15 protein-coding genes are annotated in these 19,822 nt (G+C 37.5%); 11 read left to right on the top strand and 4 right to left on the bottom strand.

From position 1 onward, the window contains the following. Positions 1 to 763: 763 nt before the first annotated feature. From OQ267_RS22330 to OQ267_RS22280, 11 genes are all read left to right on the top strand, one after another. Complete coding sequence (locus tag OQ267_RS22330; protein ID WP_088303310.1) at positions 764 to 1,708, top strand: outer membrane protein assembly factor BamD; 945 nt, start codon at positions 764 to 766, stop codon at positions 1,706 to 1,708. 7 nt (positions 1,709 to 1,715) lie between these two features. Continuing rightward, positions 1,716 to 2,042, top strand: coding sequence for a DNA-directed RNA polymerase subunit omega (locus OQ267_RS22325; RefSeq protein WP_088303309.1), 327 nt, complete (start codon positions 1,716 to 1,718; stop codon positions 2,040 to 2,042). Positions 2,043 to 2,121: 79 nt separating this feature from the next. Further along, on the top strand, positions 2,122 to 3,318 hold the full coding sequence (gene coaBC / locus OQ267_RS22320; protein WP_265838191.1) for a bifunctional phosphopantothenoylcysteine decarboxylase/phosphopantothenate--cysteine ligase CoaBC: 1,197 nt from the start codon (positions 2,122 to 2,124) through the stop codon (positions 3,316 to 3,318). After that, on the top strand, positions 3,318 to 4,205 hold the full coding sequence (locus OQ267_RS22315; RefSeq protein WP_322974905.1) for a DUF4835 family protein: 888 nt from the start codon (positions 3,318 to 3,320) through the stop codon (positions 4,203 to 4,205). The genes coaBC and OQ267_RS22315 overlap by 1 nt, the downstream gene beginning before the upstream one ends. Positions 4,206 to 4,468: 263 nt before the next feature. Continuing rightward, entirely contained in the window at positions 4,469 to 4,840 is a 372-nt protein-coding gene (locus tag OQ267_RS22310) for a BlaI/MecI/CopY family transcriptional regulator (protein ID WP_265838189.1), read from the top strand. Between the two features lie 96 nt (positions 4,841 to 4,936). Continuing rightward, complete coding sequence (locus OQ267_RS22305) at positions 4,937 to 6,865, top strand: M56 family metallopeptidase (RefSeq protein WP_265838187.1); 1,929 nt, start codon at positions 4,937 to 4,939, stop codon at positions 6,863 to 6,865. 92 nt (positions 6,866 to 6,957) lie between these two features. Then, on the top strand, positions 6,958 to 8,610 hold the full coding sequence (recN, locus tag OQ267_RS22300; RefSeq protein ID WP_265838185.1) for a DNA repair protein RecN: 1,653 nt from the start codon (positions 6,958 to 6,960) through the stop codon (positions 8,608 to 8,610). Positions 8,611 to 8,661: 51 nt separating this feature from the next. Beyond that, complete coding sequence (locus OQ267_RS22295; protein WP_265838183.1) at positions 8,662 to 9,900, top strand: carboxypeptidase-like regulatory domain-containing protein; 1,239 nt, start codon at positions 8,662 to 8,664, stop codon at positions 9,898 to 9,900. 60 nt (positions 9,901 to 9,960) lie between these two features. Further along, positions 9,961 to 11,199 (top strand): carboxypeptidase-like regulatory domain-containing protein, encoded by a 1,239-nt coding sequence (locus OQ267_RS22290; RefSeq protein WP_088303303.1) that lies wholly within the window; start codon positions 9,961 to 9,963, stop codon positions 11,197 to 11,199. A 62-nt stretch (positions 11,200 to 11,261) separates the two neighbouring features. Next, complete coding sequence (locus tag OQ267_RS22285; protein WP_265838181.1) at positions 11,262 to 12,329, top strand: PA0069 family radical SAM protein; 1,068 nt, start codon at positions 11,262 to 11,264, stop codon at positions 12,327 to 12,329. Between the two features lie 39 nt (positions 12,330 to 12,368). Then, positions 12,369 to 13,250, top strand: coding sequence for an ATP-grasp domain-containing protein (locus tag OQ267_RS22280; RefSeq protein ID WP_265838179.1), 882 nt, complete (start codon positions 12,369 to 12,371; stop codon positions 13,248 to 13,250). Positions 13,251 to 13,319: 69 nt separating this feature from the next. On the opposite strand, the gene OQ267_RS22275 is transcribed toward OQ267_RS22280, so the two are convergent. From OQ267_RS22275 to OQ267_RS22260, 4 genes are all read right to left on the bottom strand, one after another. Next, positions 13,320 to 13,925: a hypothetical protein gene (locus OQ267_RS22275; RefSeq protein WP_088303300.1), complete on the bottom strand. Its 606-nt coding sequence runs from the start codon at positions 13,923 to 13,925 to the stop codon at positions 13,320 to 13,322. A gap of 375 nt (positions 13,926 to 14,300) precedes the next feature. Beyond that, entirely contained in the window at positions 14,301 to 16,853 is a 2,553-nt protein-coding gene (locus tag OQ267_RS22270; RefSeq protein WP_265838178.1) for an ATP-dependent Clp protease ATP-binding subunit, read from the bottom strand. A 763-nt stretch (positions 16,854 to 17,616) separates the two neighbouring features. Further along, positions 17,617 to 18,462, bottom strand: a complete 846-nt coding sequence (locus OQ267_RS22265; protein ID WP_088303312.1) for a PorP/SprF family type IX secretion system membrane protein — start codon at positions 18,460 to 18,462, stop codon at positions 17,617 to 17,619. Positions 18,463 to 18,490: 28 nt separating this feature from the next. After that, on the bottom strand, positions 18,491 to 19,822 hold a 1,332-nt coding region (locus OQ267_RS22260; RefSeq protein WP_265838177.1), incomplete at its 5' end, for an MBG domain-containing protein.

The following is a 19,822-nucleotide window of genomic DNA, read 5'->3' as shown; positions in this document are numbered from 1 at the left end:
ACCCTTTCCTTCGAAGCGGGATGCAAAGGTAGCAAAAAATCATACCCCCGCAAACCCATCCCAACCCTTTTTTCTCCCTAAAAACATAACCGGCTGTAAATCATACACAAAAAATTAAAATAAATAAAACATATTTAAATGAAGAGTGTTTGCAAGGGCGGTTTTTAAAAAAGACTGGATCAAGTTATATTAAACCATAGAGGCATAGAGAACATAGAGACGGTAATAGTGATTATTAAAGGAAAAGAAGATTTGATATCCTATTATAAAAGCTAGATGTAAATAAAGGATATTGTAAACAATAATGACTCATAAGGCTTATCATTTAAATAACAACTCCATATACAATTGCTATGATATATATAACCCCGCTTGCTACATATAGCCGAAATATCCTTATGAACGCTACAAGGCCACTAATCAATTCGTGGCTGGTTTAAACTTATTTCAGTGTAGCACAAATCAACAACAATTCTATTATATACAAATAGCAGGAAAATCCTTATTGAGTAAATGATTGCGACAAATTAAATCGGGAGTTAGTCGGGGGCTTGGTCGGGCTTATGAAAATCATACCCGAGCAGAGAGTGACCCAAACATGAGCTAACTTTGAATTCACGCGGTCTTAAGTATCGGGATGATAATATAGATGACAAACTTTTGTTAAAAATTGTTAACTGTATATATGTACTGAATTGCTTTGCATAGCTTAGCGGCGAATTGTTTTTATTGATGTTATCGTATTATTAATTATCTTTGCAGAATGTTTAAAGTTAAACACTTAATTATTTTAGTATTTGTTGCCGCATTGGGCTTTGCGGGCTGTAAAAGTCGTTTTGAGAAATTGAGGGCTAGCAATGATGTAGCTAAAAAGTATCAGGAGGCGCTTCGCTTATATAATAAAAGAGATTACAGCAAAGCATTGGTACTTTTTGAGGATCTTTCTCAGAAATACCGTGGCCGTGCCGAGGCTGAAGACCTGAACTATTATTACGCCTATACCTTATATAGATTAAGTGATTATACTACTGCAAGATATCAGTTCAAAAGCTTTGCTGAAACCTACCCGGCCAGTAAAAATGCAGAAGAAGCCCGCTATATGGGTGCATATTGCTACTACCTGGAATCACCAAGTTTTTCTTTGGACCAGGAAAACACTTATAAAGCTATTGATGCTTTACAATTATTTATCAATTTATATCCTACAAGCGAAAGAGCTGCAGCAGCCGGAAAATACATCACTGTTTTAAGAGGAAAGCTGGAAGACAAAGCTTTCGAAAATGCTAAAATGTATTTAACAACAGGGCCGAGTAATGTAGATAATTACAGAGCGGCCGTTATTGCTTTGAGAAATGCTCAACGTGATTATCCAGATATTAAATATGCTGAGGAAATGGACTACCTGATGATTAAGGCGCAATATCTATATGCCAAAAACAGTTATGTTATTCGTCAGCAAGACCGCTATAATGAAGCTTTAGCCTTATATACAGAGTTTACCGAAAATCATCCTGATAGTAAATTTATAAAAGATGCTAAACTCGTAAAATCAGATGTGGAAGCGGGAATCGTAGCCACGAAACAAGAGCTTGCCCTATATGCTGCCGATCAGGAAAAATACAAGCAGATGCTGATCAGAACTGGTAAAGTTAAAGATACCCTTTCTACAAAACCAACTAACGCAGATAATACAGATATTAAAAAATAAGTCATACATGAATACTAACAAACCCGCTGTACCAAATACTACAGTTACCAGAAACGTACACGATCTAGATAAAACTACCGATAATTTATACGAATCTTTAGTAGTGATTGCAAAAAGAGCCAATCAGATCTCAAACAACGTTAAAGAAGAGTTACATGGTAAACTAGCAGAATTTGCATCAAGCAATGATAACCTGGAAGAGATATTTGAAAATCGTGAGCAAATTGAAATCAGCAAGCACTATGAGCGCATGCCTAAACCGGTTTTGGTTGCAATAGATGAATTTTTAAACAATAAAATTTATCACAGAAATCCTGCTAAAGAACAAAAGTAATAGTGGTATAGTGCATGGAGTTTTAAGCAAAGCGTTTTGTGCACACGCCCTCTGCCCTATGCTTTAAACTCTTTGCTTAATGCTTAAAAATAAAAATATAATCCTTGGCGTTTGCGGTAGTATAGCTGCTTACAAGTCGGCATTCCTGGTCCGGCTTTTGGTAAAAGCTGGCGTAAACGTTAAGGTTATTCTGACTCCTGATGGCGCTAATTTCATTACGCCACTTACCCTTGCCACGCTTTCTAAAAATCCGGTTTATACCAAGTACTTTGATGAGGAAACGGGTGTTTGGAGCAATCATGTTGAATTAGGCCTCTGGGCTGATTTAATTCTCATTGCACCCATTAGTGCAAATACGCTGGCCAAACTGGCTACCGGCATTTGCGATAACCTGCTTACTGCTGTATATCTGTCTGCTAAATGCCCTGTTTATGTTGCCCCTGCAATGGATTTAGACATGTGGAAGCACGAAACAACGCAAACCAATATTCATCAAATCCAAAGTTTTGGTAACCTCATCATTGAACCAGGTGATGGAGAACTGGCGAGTGGGCTCTATGGTGCAGGCAGAATGGCTGAACCTGAAGAAATTATTTCATTCCTGGATCATGCTATTAAACATTCTATGCCTTTATATGGCAAAAAAGTAATGGTAACCGCAGGTCCTACCTATGAAGCTATTGATCCGGTTCGTTTTATCGGAAATCATTCCTCCGGTAAAATGGGCTTCGCATTGGCAGATGAACTGGCAAGACTCGGTGCATCGGTTACTTTAATCGCGGGACCAACAGCGCAGAAGGAAAATCAAATCTTAACCAGAATTGATATCTTAAGCGCACAGGAGATGCTAAATGCCTGTACTTCCATATTTTCAGAAATGGATATTACCATCATGTGTGCCGCAGTTGCCGACTACCGTCCAAAAGTGATCGCCAATCAGAAAATTAAAAAACAAGCAGATAGCCTGGTTTTGGAATTAGAAAAAACCGTTGATATTTTAGCAACCTTAGGCAAAAGCAAAAAGGCAAATCAGATTTTAGTTGGTTTTGCTTTGGAGACTCATGATGAAGAAAATTATGCCAAAGGAAAACTAGCGCAGAAAAACCTTGACATGGTGGTGTTAAATTCGCTTAATGATAAAGGTGCAGGATTTAAATCTGATACGAATAAAATTACTATTTTTAATAAAGCATTGGAACGTACTGTTTTTGAGATAAAATCCAAGACAGCAGTTGCCAAGGATATTTGCACCGCTATTTTAAAAATCTTAAAATAATGAAAAGGATTCTCTGGATATTGTTATTGGCAGGCTTTGGTAAACTACAGGCTCAGGAATTAAATGCCAGGGTAACCATTTTGGCACCACAGGTTTCCAACATCAGCAAACCTACGGTAGACGCACTTCAGCGAACCATCCGCGATTTTTTAAATAACAATAAATTCAGTTCGGAGAGTTATAAACCAACAGAACGGATCGACTGCAGCTTTGTGATCACCATTAACTCCTGGGATGGCGGATCGGGCTATACTGCTGAAGCACAAATCCAAAGTAGCAGGCCGGTTTTTAATAGCTCATATAACAGTACGCTGCTGAACATGAGCGATAAAAATTTCGACTTTAGTTACAATGATGGTGCTACCATCGATTTTTCAGATCAAAATTATATCTCTAATATAAGTGCCCTCCTATCCTATTATGCCTATACCATTATAGGTTTAGATAAGGATAGTTTTGCTAAAATGGGTGGAACCACCTATTACAAGAAAGCCCAGAATATCATTAACCTGGCGCAGGCCTCCGGTAATGCCGGCTGGAAAGCTGCCGATGGGTTAAGAAACCGCTTCTGGTTTAATGAAAATGTGCTTAACCCGGTTTTCAGTGAGCTTCGTGCTTTTATTTACAGCTACCACCTGAATGGTCTGGATCAGTTAACCGATAATGATAAAGGCATCCCCCAAATTGTTGCGGCGCTTCCAGCCCTACAACAAATGGATAAACAAAAGCTGGGTTCCATTTTTCCCAATGTATACTTTGCATCAAAAGCAGAAGAAGTAACCAATGTATTGTCCAAATTAAATATGCAGGAGCGTTTAAAAGCCTACAACATGCTGGCAGAAATAGATCCTGCAAATATCGGCAAGTACGAAGGACTAAAGAAATAATTCTTTGAATGAGTAAGCTACGGAATTGGTAAGTAGATCCTACTGAACAGATATTTTCCATCGCCTTATGTCCTGATTAACCGCTTCCATACGAATACTTTTACATCAATGCACATTTCTATCTAATGGCTTTCTGCTTATATACTTCTCCTTTCAGATAAACAATTTGGCAATTAACCAATTTAACAATTAAAAAAATATTTGCATTATACGAATATCTTCGTACATTTGAATACGAAATAATTCGTACACCATTGTAACATATGAGCATTCATAATATCAAACCCACCGAAGGTGAAATGGAAATCCTTCAGGTACTATGGCAAAACGGTCGGGCAACAGTAAGAGAAGTGCATGAAGCATTAAATAAAAAGGATTCCGGCTATACCACTACACTGAAGCTGATGCAAATTATGCATGAAAAAGGACTGGTAGAAAGAGATACCAACCAGAAAACCCATATTTATAAAGCACTGGTTAACCAGGATAAAACAGAAAAACAATTGGTAAATAAAATGATCGACAATGTTTTTAATGGTTCAGCCGCACGCCTGGTCATGCAGGCTTTGGGTAATCATAAAACAAGTGCCGACGAAATTGATGAGATTAAAAAATACCTGGATAGGCTGAAGTAAGCATTAGTCATTAGTCATTAGTCATTAGTCATTAGTCATTAGTGAAAACAATTAGGTTATAGTAAAGATCATTATTTGTTCAAATAAACCATTGATATGGAAACTTTAATACCACAATTTATCAAAGCAATGGGCTGGAGTATATTAAACTCACTCTGGCAAAGTGCCATTATTTATGGCGTTTTATTCATCGTGATGCTGACACTACCAAAACTGGCATCTAAACACAGGCACAATCTGGCTTTTGCGGCTATAATTTTGATGTTTTTTGCGTTTAGCTATAATATGGGTGAACAACTAATGCTAAATAAAACAACAAATCAGGCAATGGCCCAGCCTCAACAGTTGCAGTTTGATCAATATCTGAAAAACCTGCCGCAAACTTTCAGCAGTAAGGCAGAGCAGTATTTCCCCGTTGTAGTGGTCTTTTATATCATTGGGATCCTTTTACAGCTATTTGTTATTGCAAAAGGCTATTATCAGCTTTCAAAACTAAAAAAGGAATGCTTAAGCGCCATTCCTGAAGATTGGAAGCTGATATTTCAGCATGTAAAATCTGCTATGGGCATTAAAAAAGATATCCGCTTTGATTTATCATCAATAGTAAATGTCCCGCTGGTGATCGGCTATCTGAAACCAGTAGTATTATTCCCGATTGCACTGGTAAACCAACTGGATCATGATCAGGTGGAAGCGATCTTAATTCATGAACTCTCGCATATCAGGAGAAATGATTTTTTACTCAACCTGATTAAAACAGCTATTGAAACACTCCTTTTTTATAACCCTTTTGTATGGATGGCCGGAAGATTTATTCATATTGAACGCGAACACGCCTGCGATGATTTGGTAGTGAAGATCACTGGTAAACCCTTAAATTATGCTCATGCCCTACTTAAACTTGAATTACTGAAAGATAATAAAAGCCCGGCTTATGCTTTAGCAGCCACCGGCAAAACACAGAATTTGTATCAACGCATTAAAAGAATCACCAACATGAAAACAAATTATTTGAATGCTAAACAGCAAATGGCAGCTTTAACACTGGGCGTTGCCTGCCTGTTCTCCATCGCATGGATTAATCCAAGCGAAAAAAAGAAAGAAATTAACAAAGCACTAAAAACGCAAATGGCTAGCCTAAGTAAGGCTATAGAAAGCATTACAATGCCTCAGGATACTACCAAAAAGCGTAAAATGAAAATTGTAACTGTTGATGCGAATGGAAAAAGAACTGAATACAATTCCATAAAGGACGTACCTGATAGTCTGAAAAAAAGCATCTATGCCGATGAATTTGCAGGAGTTAGAAATTTAATCAGCTTAAACAGAGATAGCACATTTACTTACGGCGATTCTACTTTTAAAGCGAAATTATATAAAGAATTTCAATCCCCTGAAGCACAGAAAAAGTGGAGAAAATTTGGAGATGATATCGCCCGTGAATACAATTCTCCACAGGCAAAAGCTAAATGGAAAAAGATGGGTGATGATATGCAAAAGAGAATGAATTCTCCTGAAGAACAGGCAAAATGGAGAAAATTTGCAGAAGATGTACGTAAAGAATATGGATCGCCTGAGGCGCAGGCAAAGTGGAAAAAAATGGGGGAAGAAATGTCCCTTAAAATGAACTCTCCGGAGGCGCAGGCAAAGTGGAAAAAATTTGGTGAAGATATTGCAAAGGAATATGGATCACCTGAAGCACAAGAAAAGTGGCGAAAAATGGGAGAAGATATGGCAGCTAAAATGAATACCAGTGTATTCAGGATGGAGACTGATCTGGACCAGACAAAATATCCGGATGCCAAAAGATTCTCCAAATTACCAGGCATCAATGCTGATTCATTAACCAAAGGCCGGAGTATGGTAATTACAAATGGTTCCGTATATTATTTAGATGATCAAACCAATAATAAAGTAAAACAGACTGAAGAATATAAAAAGTTGAAAGAAAAATTTGATAGAGAGGTTAAGGAATTGAAAGCGAAAATAGAAAAGGAAAAAACAGAAAAATCTAAAACCAACTAAACAAACAATGGCAAAACAGCGAAGAATAATCTTCGCTGTTTTTGTTTGGAATGGCCTGCTTGAAATAACTTTTTAGTATTTTCGCTGTAGTTATGCTACAAAAACTTTCTATACGTAATTACGCATTAATTGATAGTCTTGATATTGAATTTGATAAAGGCTTAAATATTATCACAGGAGAAACCGGTGCCGGAAAATCCATTATACTCGGCGCACTTTCACTTATTCTGGGGCAAAGGGCTGAAAGTAAATATTTCTTTAGCCAGGATAAAAAATGTGTTATAGAAGGAAATTTTCTCCTGGCTGATCAAAAATTGCTTGAAGTTTTCGAAGAAAATGATCTTGATTTTGCAAATGAAACCATCCTTCGCCGGGAGATATCCATCGATGGAAAAACCAGGTCGTTTATTAATGACACGCCAGTTAACCTTTCTATATTAAAACAAATCGGCGAAAGGCTGATTGATATTCATTCTCAGCATGCGACACAAGAAATCAATAATGCAGACTTTCAATTGTTGATTGTTGATGCTCTAGCCAACCATCAAACGGTGTTATTTGAGTACAGCACCGGGTTTAAGCGACTAAAACAGGAAAATAATCGGTTACAAAAACTGATCAGTGACGCCACTGAAGCCAGAAGCAGGCAAGATTACGAACAATTCTTATTTAATGAACTGGAGCAGGCCGGCATTAAAGAGGGAGAACAGGAAGAACTGGAACTGGAGCTGGAACGTTTAACGCACGCAGAGACTATTAAAAGGGCTTTACTCACTTCAGCAGGATTATTGAATGAAGGTGAACCCTCAGGATTGCAAATGCTGAAAGAAGCATCACTGCAATTACAGGCCATTGAAAAATTTGATCCGGCCATTAATGTACTTTTTGAACGCTTACGCTCATCCATTATTGAAGTTAAAGATATTGCGCAGGAGCTTTCCAGCATAGAGGAAAATACCTTACATAGTGCAGATCGCCTGGAAATTGTTCAGCAGCGGTTAGACCTGTTTTATGCTTTACAGCAGAAACACAGGGTAGCTGGTAATACGGAATTGTTGGAAATACAAGCACGGCTGGAAATAAACCTTAACCAGCTGCTTTCTTCAGATGAAAACATTGAAAGCTTACAAAAAGAGATCGACGCCTTAAAAAAGGAATTACAAAAGCTGGCTGAACAGCTTAGTACCAACCGTAAAAAGGCCATTAAAGTGGTAGAACAGGAAACCAGTAATACACTAAGAAAAGTGGGTATGCCGAATGCAAAATTGGTACTGGATCAAAATAAACTGACTGAATTAAATAAGGATGGCCTGGATGAAATTCATTTATTGTTTAGTGCCAATGCCGGACAAGCACCTGCTCCTGTTAATAAAGTAGCATCAGGCGGTGAGCTTTCGCGCCTCATGCTCGCCATAAAAACTTTACTGGCCAAACACACTTCCTTACCAACCATCATTTTTGATGAGATTGATACCGGGATTTCGGGTGAAACAGCTTTAAAGGTTGGCGAAGTGATATCGGTTCTAGGTGAAAACATGCAGGTGATTTCCATCACCCATTTACCTCAAATTGCAGCAAAAGGCCACTCTCATTATTTTGTTTATAAAAATGATGAGAAAGGAAAAACTACTACCGGAATCAGAAAATTAAAACAAGACGAAAGGATTGGTATTATTGCTGAAATGTTAAGCGGTAAAAATCCGGGATCTTCTGCCATCGAAAATGCAAAAGAATTGTTAGCCTGATAAAATAATAATGGCATTTGCAATTTTAAAACTAAAATATTAGTTTTAAAGATGAAATGGTTTTGCGTTTTCTTTTTTCTACATATTTTTATTTTTACCTGCACTGCTCAGCAGTTTAATTTAACCGGTATGGTTAAAGACCGGCGGCATGGTGAAGCACTGCCGGGAGCTGGCATTTATGTGAGTGGTTATAAGATGGCCACCGTTTCCAATCCGGAAGGGAAGTTTACAATGCGTTTAAATCCCGGAAATTATGATATCCTGGTGCAACTGATTGGTTATAAATCATTGCGTAAAAATGTAATCATCGCAGATCAATCCATTAATACCACTTTCACTTTGGAAGAAAGCGTAACGCAACTCGCTGAAGTAACCATTAAACCTGATCCAAACCGTGAATATTACCTCAACATATTTAAAGATTTTTTTATTGGAACCACACCAAATGCCAAAAAATGTAAGCTTATTAATCCCAATGTATTAATGATTGATTATGAAAAAGAACATTCCAGATTAACCGTAAAAACCAATCAGTTTCTGATCATAGAGAATAAAGCACTGGGTTATCAGATTAAATACCTGCTCAACCTGTTTCAGTTTGACTATAAATCCAATATCATTTATTATGAGGGTTTTCCATATTATGATGATTTAAAAGGCTCTTCGCGACAGAAAAGAAATTGGGAAAAGAAACGCTTAATCGCCTACAGGGGTTCGCCACAACACTTTTTTAAATCCCTTTACCAAAAGAAAGCGGCTACTGAAGGCTTCACGATTAATAAATTAATATTAGGGTCCAATCCTGATAAACCATCCGACAGTATGATCCAGGCAAATATCAGGCGACTATCTGAAAAAAGCATCCATTCAGGCACCATTGATCTCAATAAAGATGATTCATTGAATTATTGGATAAGAAAGAAAAATCTGCCAGCTGAAATTGCAATACTAAACAGAGCTGCAGTAGTGGAAGATACATTGGTTAGAAAGGTAAATGCCAATATCAGAAAAATTAACTTTACAGATAAGCTATTTATATCTTATACCAGGGAAAAGGAGGATCTCTCATTCAGCAATGCTATTGGCATGTCTTTATCCAGGCCACCCGATATGAAAAATCATCAGGCATCATCCATCACTTTACAGGTAAGTCCGGTTTATTTTTATGAAAATGGCGGAATTTACAATCCCAGAAGTGTGCTTTTTTCTGGATACTGGGCATGGGAAAAAATTGCAGACAGTGTACCAATGGATTACATGCCCTTAAATGGAGATAATAGCACGCGTTAAATTTGTTAAAATCATTCACTTGCAATCAGAATATTATTGCTTTTGGTTACATTCGCACTTATGATTAAAAGCCTTTTGGCATCGCTGGTTTTCATCATCATAGGTACTCATGTCATTGCTCAGAATACATTTACCATTAGCGGGACCGTGAGAGACAATAAAGACGGATTGCCTGGTGCAAGTATTTATTTGAGTGGCTACAAAATTGCTACCGTTGCGGATAATGATGGAAAATTTAAACTTTCAAACTTAAAGCCTGGAAGTTATGATTTACTTGTACAAATCGTAGGTTACCTCCCCTACTCAAAAAGTGTAATTGTTTCCGATAAATCAGTTGTGGTTGATCTCGTGTTAAAGGAAAATGTGGCGCAGCTGGATGAAGTTGTAGTTCGCGCTGATCCTAACCGTCAAAAATACATTAACCAGTTCAAGGAATTTTTTATCGGCAAAACGCCTAACGCGCTGCAATGCAAAATACTGAATCCTCAGGTCTTAAATGTAGATTTCGATATTACCAAAAGTACATTAACCGTCTCCACAACCGAATTTCTGGTGGTGGAGAATAAAGCGTTAGGCTACCGGTTAAAATACATGCTTGACCATTTTGAATACAACTCCAGAACACGCATTATTTACTATTCCGGCCACCCATTTTTTGAAGAGTTAAAAGCCTCGGCAGCAAAGAAGAAAAAATATATTGCCGCCAGAGAAATTGCTTATTACGGATCATCACAGCATTTTTTCAGGTCGCTCTATGCGAATAAAACCAGGGAAGAGGGTTTTATCATCAATAAAATGATTAAAATACCTAATCCGAACCGTTATCCTGAATATGTAATTAATACCAATCTGGAAAAAATAAAAACACTTCCCGAAAAAACCGGGATCAGAAAAACAGCAGGTAAAATAGATACGGCTTTACTTTCTTTCTGGACCAAACAAAAAGAAATGCCCAAAACAATCGATAAATTTTCAAGGGCTGAAGTACTTACTGACACTTTAGTACATCCTTTTAATGAAAACCTGAAATACATCAGCTATACAGATGCCTTACTGATTCAGTACACGAAAGAAAAGGAATCATTGGCTTATTCTAAAACCGGTTTTTGGATTTTCAGACCTTTGGATGTACCTGAAAATGAAATTTCAGTGGCCAACCTAATGAGTGAAGGCGTACGTTTTTATGAAAATGGAGGTATTTACGACTCCCGCTCGCTACTTTATGAAGGTTATTGGGCCTATGAAAAAGTCGCTGACATGGTGCCAATGGATTATATTCCCCTTCCTAAAAAAGAATAATAAAAATTAACATCTTTTCAACATCGAGCTTAATTACTAAAAATATTAGTAATTTTATACTTATGTCTGACGAGGAAGAAAAACAATATTTCAGGGGGCGGGGTGCCCAGCTTAATCCACATAACAAATTTTTAAAAGATGTTTATGTGAAGGAACATGATGAAGGAATTGATGATTGGGAAGAAACCGATCGTAAAACTACCTTCGTTTTTGAAAATTCTAAAACCATTGTGAACAAAGTAGATAGTCCGGATGTTGGGATGGCCTATTCACTAAACCCCTACCAGGGCTGTGAGCATGGCTGTACCTATTGCTATGCCCGTAATTCTCATCAATACTGGGGTTACAGTGCCGGACTGGATTTTGAGCGGAAAATTATTGTTAAAAAAGATGCGCCCACCCTCTTTAAAAAATTTTTAGAAAAGAAAGGATGGGATGCCGCTACCATATCCTTATCTGGAAATACAGATTGCTATCAACCTGCCGAACGCAAATTTAAACTCACCAGGCAATTGCTGGAAATCGCACTGGAATATAAGCAACCCATTGGTATGATCACTAAAAATGCATTGATTTTAAGGGATCTGGATATTTTGCAGGAAATGGCCAGACAAAATTTGTGCATGGTTTATGTTTCGATTAATAGCCTCAATGAAACTTTACGCCAGCTAATGGAACCCAGAACCACTACGGCAAAGCAACGTTTAAAAGTGGTTGATCAGCTCAGCAAAGCCGGAATACCGGTAGGTGTTATGGTTGCTCCACTTGTTCCGGGATTAAGCGATCATGAGATTCCAAAAATATTAAAATCTGTTGCAGACGCAGGTGCAGTTAAAGCGGGTTATACAATTGTACGATTAAACGGAGCCATTGGGCAAATATTTGAAGATTGGCTGCATAAAAATTTTCCTGACCGCTTTGATAAAGTCTGGCACATGATACAAAGTTGCCACGGTGGTAATGTAAACGACAGCAGATTTGGTGATCGGATGCGGGGAGACGGAAACATTGCAAAAATGATCAAAGACAATTTCAAGTTACATTGCAGGCTAAACGGTCTCAATACAAACGAAATTATTCTTGATCATTCTCTGTTTAAAGTACCCAGTGATCAGATGTCTTTATTTTAATTTTTTTGGTCGTGTAAGGATATAAATTTAGTTTTGAAAATGAATATAGCATTAGTAACCTATCAGGATAAAGGGGCATATGATAGTCAAACCGTTGAAAGTGAAGATGACCGTCTTTTAACCTTTCTAAAAGCGAAGAGGTTAAATATAGAGCTGGTGATCTGGAATGATCCGGAAGTAAACTGGGAAAACTATCAATTGGCAATACTTAAATCGCCCTGGGATTATTTTGATTTAGTTGATGATTTTCATACCTGGCTCAACCATCTGGAAGATAAGAAGGTCAGATTGCTTAACCCAATTGACACTGTGCGGTGGAATATGGATAAAACATACCTAAAAGAAATAGAAGAAGTAGGATTGAGCACTACCCCTGGTATTTACTTAGATAAAAATACAGTGGTGAAACTGGCGGATTTTTTCCAGATTTTTAAAACAAAGAAGTTGATTGTAAAACCCTGCATAAGCGGTGGTGCAAAAAATACATTCAAGGTTACGGAAGATAATGTTATGGAAATTAATGAAACACTCAACAGATTGATTCAAAACGAAAACTTTATTGTTCAGCCTTTTTTGCAGGAGATTGTTGATAATGGTGAATGGTCATTTATTTTCTTTAACGGCCTGTATAGCCATAGTTTAATCAAAAAAGCTAAAACAGGTGATTTCAGGGTACAGCCATCGCACGGTGGATCGATTTATCCTCAAAACCCTGACGAGGCCTTAATTGCTATTGCAGCAGCGTATGTAAAACACTTTGCCAAAAATTGTCTTTATGCCCGGGTTGATGGAACTTTTGTGAGCGGTAAATTTCTGCTGATGGAACTGGAATTGATTGAACCCTTTTTATTCCTAAATACAGATCCTCAAAACTATGAAAGGTATTATCAGGCTTTAAAAGAATTGATGCAGCTTAACTAAAGGAAATGAAAGTTCTAAATTTATCCCGCGAATATTGTTAAAGTCTACGCTTCAGTTCTTCACTGAAAATTATTTACTTAACTGAGATTTTGTTTCTCTTTCCACAATCTGACAGTAAAATTCCCAGTCGATTTTTGGTTGTTTCCATTTCGCCAGACTCAGTTCAACAGATGCTGTATTTTGATGATCATTAGCCATTTTACTGATCTCTTTAAGGGTATCTTTCAGGTTTTTTAATACAGAGAAAAACTGGCGATCATTGTTAAAGGCCAAAGAAGTATTTTTTTCACCTTCCAAATATCCCTGATTTGAACTTTCACTATAGGCATATTGCATTTTATCCAATACCATCAGGCGATCGTTGATCATATTTAATGCCGCTTTTGATAAAATAAATTCCTCTATCGCAATAATTGCATTGTTTTTTACAACAAAGTTTAAACCCTCTATATTCACCCTGTGTAAACCTGGATGATTAAAAATATATTTTGATTGGGGTAGATTTGCAGCTTGAATATGACGCGATTTGATGAGTATTTTATTAAAATTAATACGGGTATCAGCGAGTTTTTGAATTGAAATGAAGCTATTATTAGCTGTTAGGCTAGTTTGTGCCTGAATGTGTGTTGAAATACCTAATAAAGATATGAGCAAAAGAGCGAAAGTGGTTCTCATGACGCAAATATAAAATAAAAATTATATATATCAATGCATTTTGTATGACCAGAAATACACATTGTTTATATATTTCAATTATTTATATTGATATAGATCAACAAACATCATCAATCACCTCTTCACAAATTAAATATATCGGTTATCAGCTCAGAATATAAAAATGAATGACAAGGTAATGCTACAGTATTACTCGCTCTTGAAACTAAAATATGATTGACTATATCATTTAATGTTCGGAGAGTTATTTTTTATTCTGGAAAGAAAGTTATAAAATTAAATCAGCAATAATGGACAATTGTATTCATTCCACAAATCACTGTTTACCTGCACATAAAGCAAAAAAAAACTCCCGATTTCCATCGGGAGTTTAAATTATTTATTTGAAGAATCTTCTTCTTTTTTTGGCTCTTTTTTTTTCTTTTCACCTTTCTTATGATTGACTGAAATCAGTTCTGTGGTTTTATCATAATCGATTTCCAGCACATCTCCTTCAGATAATTCACCTTTCAGAATTTCTTCTGCAATCGGATCTTCCAGGTATTTCTGAATTGCACGTTTCAATGGACGGGCACCAAAATTACTGTCAAAACCTTTATCGGCAATATAATCCTTTGCATTTTCAGTTAAAGCAATCTCGTATCCTAAAGTATGAACCCTGCCAAATAAAGCTTTTAGTTCAATATCAATAATCCTGAAGATTTCATCTTTACCTAAACTGTTAAACACCACAACATCATCTACACGGTTTAAAAACTCTGGCGCAAAGGCACGTTTTAAAGCACTTTCAATCACCCCACGACTATGAGATTCTGCCTGGTTCGTTTTTGCTGAAGTAGAGAAACCAACACCCTGCCCAAAATCTTTCAACTGACGGGCACCAATGTTTGAGGTCATGATGATGATTGTATTTCTAAAATCAACTTTACGACCTAAGCTATCAGTTAACTGACCTTCATCTAAAACCTGTAAAAGGATATTAAATACATCCGGATGTGCTTTTTCTATCTCATCCAGCAAAATAACGGCATAAGGTTTTCTTCTTACTTTTTCCGTTAACTGTCCACCTTCTTCATAACCTACATATCCCGGAGGCGCACCCACTAAACGTGAGACAGCAAATTTCTCCATATATTCACTCATGTCAATTTGAATCAGTGAATCATCACTATCAAACATGAAACGAGCCAGTTCTTTTGCCAATTCTGTTTTACCAACGCCGGTAGGACCCAAGAAAATGAATGAACCAATTGGTTTCTTCGGATCTTTTAATCCTGCTCTGGTACGCTGGATGGCTTTGGTTAATTTCTTAATCGCATCATCCTGACCGATAATTTTCTCGGCCACTTTATCATACATGTTCAACAGTTTCTGACTATCCGTCTGGCCCACACGCTGAACCGGAATACCCGTCATCATGGCCACTACCTCTGCTACGTTATCTTCAGAAACTTCATAGCGTTTGGTTTTGGTTTCTGCCTCCCACTCTGCTTTCGCTTTATCTAATTCTTCAATTAAATTTTTCTCCGTATCACGAAGTTTTGCAGCTTCTTCATATTTCTGACTGCGGACAACCTTATTTTTCTCCAGCTTAATATCTTCTATTTTAGCCTCAACATCAATAATGTTCTGCGGTACATGAATGTTCGTGAGGTGTACTCTTGAACCAGCCTCATCTAAAGCATCAATTGCTTTATCAGGCAGGAAACGATCAGAAATGTAACGTGAAGTTAAAGTTACACAAGCCTGGATAGCTTCATCAGTATAAGTTACGCCATGATGCTCCTCGTATTTATCTTTAATCCGGGTTAAAATTTCTACTGTTTCATCTGGTGTAGCCGGTTCAACCATTACCTTCTGGAAACGACGGTCTAAGGCACCATCTTTCTCAATATACTGACGGTACTCGTCTAAAGTAGTAGCACCAATACATTGAATTTCACCCCTGGCCAATGCCGGCTTAAACATATTTGAGGCATCAAGTGAACCTGATGCACCACCGGCACCTACAATGGTATGAATCTCATCAATAAACAGAATCACATCGGTAGATTTCTCCAGCTCATTCATGACGGCTTTCATCCGCTCTTCAAACTGGCCGCGGTATTTTGTACCTGCCACCAAAGATGCTAAATCTAAAGTAACTACACGCTTGCCAAAAAGCACACGTGAAACTTTCCGCTGAACAATACGTAAAGCTAAACCTTCGGCAATAGCTGATTTACCCACGCCAGGCTCTCCGATTAAAATTGGATTGTTCTTTTTTCTACGGGATAAAATCTGAGATACACGTTCAATTTCTTTTTCGCGACCTACGATTGGATCCAACCGGCCTTCTTCTGCAGCCTTTGTGAGGTCACGACCGAAATTATCAAGAACCGGTGTTTTAGATTTGATGTCTGAAACTTTTTTAGGTGTACTGAAGCTTTCTTCTTCACGATAATCATCATCACCACCTGTTGAGGCGCTGTTTGAAATATCATCCCTGAAGCCATTTTTATTTACTTCAACTTCCTGTTTAAAGACATCATAAGTAACTCCATATTGCAGTAAAATTTGAGAGGCGATATTGTCGTCATCTCTCAAAACCGACAACAATAAATGCTCGGTGCCAATTAAATCGCTTTTAAATATCTTAGCTTCTAAGTAAGTAATTTTTAAAACTTTTTCTGCCTGTTTTGTTAAAGGGATGTTACCTAAATTAACAGTAACGCTCGAAGTACCGCGAACAGCATCTTCAATTGAACGGCGCAATTTACCTGTATCAACTCCTAATGACCTTAAAATTTTGATAGCCATGCCATCGCCTTCGCGGATGAGGCCCAATAATAAATGCTCGGTTCCGATGTAATCATGCCCTAAACGGAGCGCTTCCTCCCTACTAAAAGAGATTACATCTTTAACCTGCGGTGAAAATTTTGCTTCCATAATACCTTTCTTAACAGCTACGTCCCTAAACTATAAAATAATTATAAAAAGAGGGTACTGTTTTTTTTATTTTATCAACAATTGCGCCATGTGGGTAGATAAACAGTGTTTTATACTGCTGAGAACCCAAAAATTTGTGTAAGATTACTGTTGCCTTTAACAGGCTTATTCTGATAAGTATCTACGTAATATCTGTTTAAATGGTTTTAAAAGTACTTTCAAATGGAGTACGCTATCAGCATTCAAACTTTGTCGGTTTAGTGTAAGGATTTTTCTGCTGGTATGACCTGACAAATTGTTTCCCTTAACTACTGCAATTTACAAGTTTTGACAGAAAAACAAAGTGATGATGACATCCTTTTAAAAATAATCAGTTACACATGATGATCCGTTTAAAAATCAACTGGATCTGATATTATTACTATAGATAACCTTAGCCAAATCAAATTTGTTTTGAAAAATAAATTCCATCATGACTATAAATATTCCTTTATCTTCATTTACATAAGTGCTTTTAAATAGGAAAATAAATAAGTTTATACGGCTAACATTTCAGCATATTGATTTTACCAACTGTTTTTTAGAATTTATAGACTGCTAAGTTTAGTCACAATTGCTGATACACGAAAAGAGTTTGGTTTTTACAAAGCAACTGTACTGACTGAAATAAAAATGGCCACCGCTTATGCTGTGGCCATTGTAAATTTAAGTTTATAGTATCAATATGTTAACGCTTGGTAACTAATCGGGTAATTTGGGTGTTTTACCAATTGATACCAAGATTAATCTCGAAACTCCCAGCAGTATAGCCACTTAAGGCACCGGTTTGCGTGGTATATGCCGTATTAATGTTGTATTTCTTTTTGTAATGTAATCCAACACCAAAACTTGCAGCCTTGCTGGTGTGGTACATTGCAGTAAATAATACCTGTTGATTGGCAACACCAAATTGTGCACCAACATCAACAATGTCAGCTATATCTGTAAAGGAACGATAGGCAACCTTTGGCTGGAGCAAGTTTTCACCAAGATGAAAGATATACCCGGTAGAGGCATAAATAACCGGCGTGTTAATCAGTTTAAAATTATCTTTTTTGAAATAATTTTTAAGGTTCACCAATGCAAAATCTACATTAAAACTTTGTGAGGTTATCCCGATACCGAAATCACCATCAAAATAAGTTTTATGGTCGCTATTATAAGCTCCAACCTGTGGATCGTTTGGATTTCCGATGAGATCCTGCATATCAACCCGTTGATTCATAAACCCTGCAGACAAACCAAAATTCAGTTTAGCCGACTCATTAAGTGGAAGATGATAAGCATAACTTGCCAGGATTCGCGTTTGCCTTTGCAAGCCTGCCTTATCCAGATTCATATTTAATCCCACACCTACTCTTTCCCAACCATAAGTGGCGCTGAGATTTTGTACGATAGGGGCACCAGGAATATTATTCCACTGTGAACGGAAGGTGAGATCTGCAGTTGCACCTTCTGCCAGCCCGGCCATGGCCGGGTTAGCAAGATAAGTATTGTTAAAATATTGGTTTAATAATGGACTAGTCTGCGCTTTTACTTTTGAAAAACCGATCAGAGCAGCCATTATCATTATTGTTGTTTTCATCCTTTTCATTTTCTTAACGGTTTCTGATAATCGTGATAAATCCCTTTTGTACTAGTTTATTTGGGCCATAGGTAATGATGTAATAGTAGGTACCTTCAGCAAGGTTATTACCTCCGATGGTTCCGTTCCAACTGTTATCATACGTTTTCTTACTATACATTTCCCTGCCGTTGCGATCAAATATCCTGACTTCATTATTCGGATACATATCAATGTTCTGCACAATCCAGGTATCATTTATACCATCTCCATCTGGCGTTAAGATATTATTTGCAACCAGTTTATAATCTTCAGTTACCTTAATGGTGATCGACGCTGAACTGTTACAACCACTGGCATTGGTAACCCGAACGGTATACGTGGTAGTTTGAGCCGGACGAATAGTAAGAGAAGCCATATTCTGTCCACTAATCATCCCACTAGCGCTAAACCAGCTGTAAGTAGTGCCACCGCTGGCCGTTAATACTGCTGTTTCGCCCTTACTGATTTCAGCACCTTTATTGCTCACAATACTTACCGATGGAACAGCGTTGATTGTTAATGTACCGTTTACATATACAAAACTGTAGTTGTTTGATAAACCACCAGATGGCACAAGTACATAATTACCTGCTGCATTTCTATTGGCTGTAGTGCTGACAACTGGTTTTGTACTCAATGAACTTTCAGTATCTCCTGCTTTAAAACCAGTATAAGTTACGCCAAAGGTTGGGAAACCATCTGACTGACACATTACCGCATTGCTTGCCGTAACAGTGAGTACAGATTTAGTAATGGACAGATTGGCACCAACATAAGTAATATTATAATTACTATTTAATGCGAGTGTTCCCTTGTTAATTGCATACGAACCTACATTTTCGCCTGGCAAACGGGTTAAACTTCCGGAGAAGCTATCGCCGGTTTGAAGTGCCGGAGCAAAGGTATAGGTCAGTGCAGGATCAGCATCACCATAGGTTTTGCTTTTCGCGGCAGCGGTTACCGTAACTGTTTTCGCACCAATCGTTAAATCAGCACCAATATAAGTTAAAGTATAATTGCCGTTTAGCGCAAGTGTACCCTGGTTAATAGCATAAGTACCCACGTTTTCGCCAGGTAATCTGCTTAAGGAACCGGTGAAAGTATCGGTACCCACTAAGGCCGGAGCAAAAGTATAAGTCAATGCAGGATCAGCATCACCATAGGTTTTGCTTTTCGCAGCTGCTGTTACCGTTACCGTTTTTGCGCCAATCGTTAAATCAGCACCAATATAAGTTAAATTATAGTTGCCATTCAGTGCCAGTGTGCCCTGGTTGATGGCATAAGTACCCACATTTTCGCCTGGCAAACGGCTTAAACTTCCCGT

This window comes from Pedobacter sp. MR22-3 (assembly GCF_026240075.1).
Classification (GTDB): domain Bacteria; phylum Bacteroidota; class Bacteroidia; order Sphingobacteriales; family Sphingobacteriaceae; genus Pedobacter.
The sequence above is the reverse complement of the archived record's forward strand: the minus strand, read 5'-3'. Positions and strand labels throughout refer to the sequence as shown.

Bases quoted from the DNA above. Each gene is read 5' to 3' on its own strand.
- OQ267_RS22315 (WP_322974905.1), top strand. From the start codon at position 3,318: ATGAAAAGGATTCTCTGGATATTGTTATTGGCAGGCTTTGGTAAACTA.
- OQ267_RS22265 (WP_088303312.1), bottom strand. From the start codon at position 18,462: ATGATAATGGCTGCTCTGATCGGTTTTTCAAAAGTAAAAGCGCAGACT.
- OQ267_RS22290 (WP_088303303.1), top strand. From the start codon at position 9,961: ATGATTAAAAGCCTTTTGGCATCGCTGGTTTTCATCATCATAGGTACT.
- OQ267_RS22325 (WP_088303309.1), top strand. From the start codon at position 1,716: ATGAATACTAACAAACCCGCTGTACCAAATACTACAGTTACCAGAAAC.
- OQ267_RS22275 (WP_088303300.1), bottom strand. From the start codon at position 13,925: ATGAGAACCACTTTCGCTCTTTTGCTCATATCTTTATTAGGTATTTCA.
- OQ267_RS22310 (WP_265838189.1), top strand. From the start codon at position 4,469: ATGAGCATTCATAATATCAAACCCACCGAAGGTGAAATGGAAATCCTT.
- OQ267_RS22270 (WP_265838178.1), bottom strand. From the start codon at position 16,853: ATGGAAGCAAAATTTTCACCGCAGGTTAAAGATGTAATCTCTTTTAGT.
- OQ267_RS22305 (WP_265838187.1), top strand. From the start codon at position 4,937: ATGGAAACTTTAATACCACAATTTATCAAAGCAATGGGCTGGAGTATA.
- OQ267_RS22330 (WP_088303310.1), top strand. From the start codon at position 764: ATGTTTAAAGTTAAACACTTAATTATTTTAGTATTTGTTGCCGCATTG.
- coaBC (WP_265838191.1), top strand. From the start codon at position 2,122: ATGCTTAAAAATAAAAATATAATCCTTGGCGTTTGCGGTAGTATAGCT.
- OQ267_RS22280 (WP_265838179.1), top strand. From the start codon at position 12,369: ATGAATATAGCATTAGTAACCTATCAGGATAAAGGGGCATATGATAGT.
- OQ267_RS22295 (WP_265838183.1), top strand. From the start codon at position 8,662: ATGAAATGGTTTTGCGTTTTCTTTTTTCTACATATTTTTATTTTTACC.
- recN (WP_265838185.1), top strand. From the start codon at position 6,958: ATGCTACAAAAACTTTCTATACGTAATTACGCATTAATTGATAGTCTT.
- OQ267_RS22285 (WP_265838181.1), top strand. From the start codon at position 11,262: ATGTCTGACGAGGAAGAAAAACAATATTTCAGGGGGCGGGGTGCCCAG.